Raw genomic sequence first — 341 nt, 5'->3', positions numbered from 1 at the left:
CGGGGGACTTCGATGCGGGGCTGTTCGGGATCTCGCCGCGTGAGGCGTTGGCGATGGATCCGCAGCAGCGCCTGTTGCTGGAGACGTCGTGGGAGACGCTGGAGGCGGCGGGTGCCGATCCGCTGGGCCTGCGCGGCGAGACGGTGGGCGTGAACGTCGGCGCCACGTGCAAGGTTTACGGCACCGGGGCGGCGGAGAGCGGGGAGGGCCTGGAAGGCCATCTGCTGACGGGTACGGCTTCGTCGGTGATGTCGGGGAGGATCTCGTACACTTTCGGCCTGGAGGGGCCTGCGGTGACGGTGGACACGGCTTGTTCGTCGTCGTTGGTGGCCCTGCATCTG

Annotated in this window: 1 protein-coding gene; it reads left to right on the top strand. The window is 69.2% G+C overall.

The genetic code is table 11. The annotated features are described in order from the left end of the window. The coding region (locus tag PUR56_RS30155; RefSeq protein WP_329951278.1) for a beta-ketoacyl synthase N-terminal-like domain-containing protein at nt 1-341 on the top strand (341 nt) is incomplete at both ends.

The organism is Streptomyces sp. BE303 (assembly GCF_036290945.1).
Classification (GTDB): domain Bacteria; phylum Actinomycetota; class Actinomycetes; order Streptomycetales; family Streptomycetaceae; genus Kitasatospora.
This window is presented reverse-complemented; position numbering and strand designations above follow the sequence as displayed.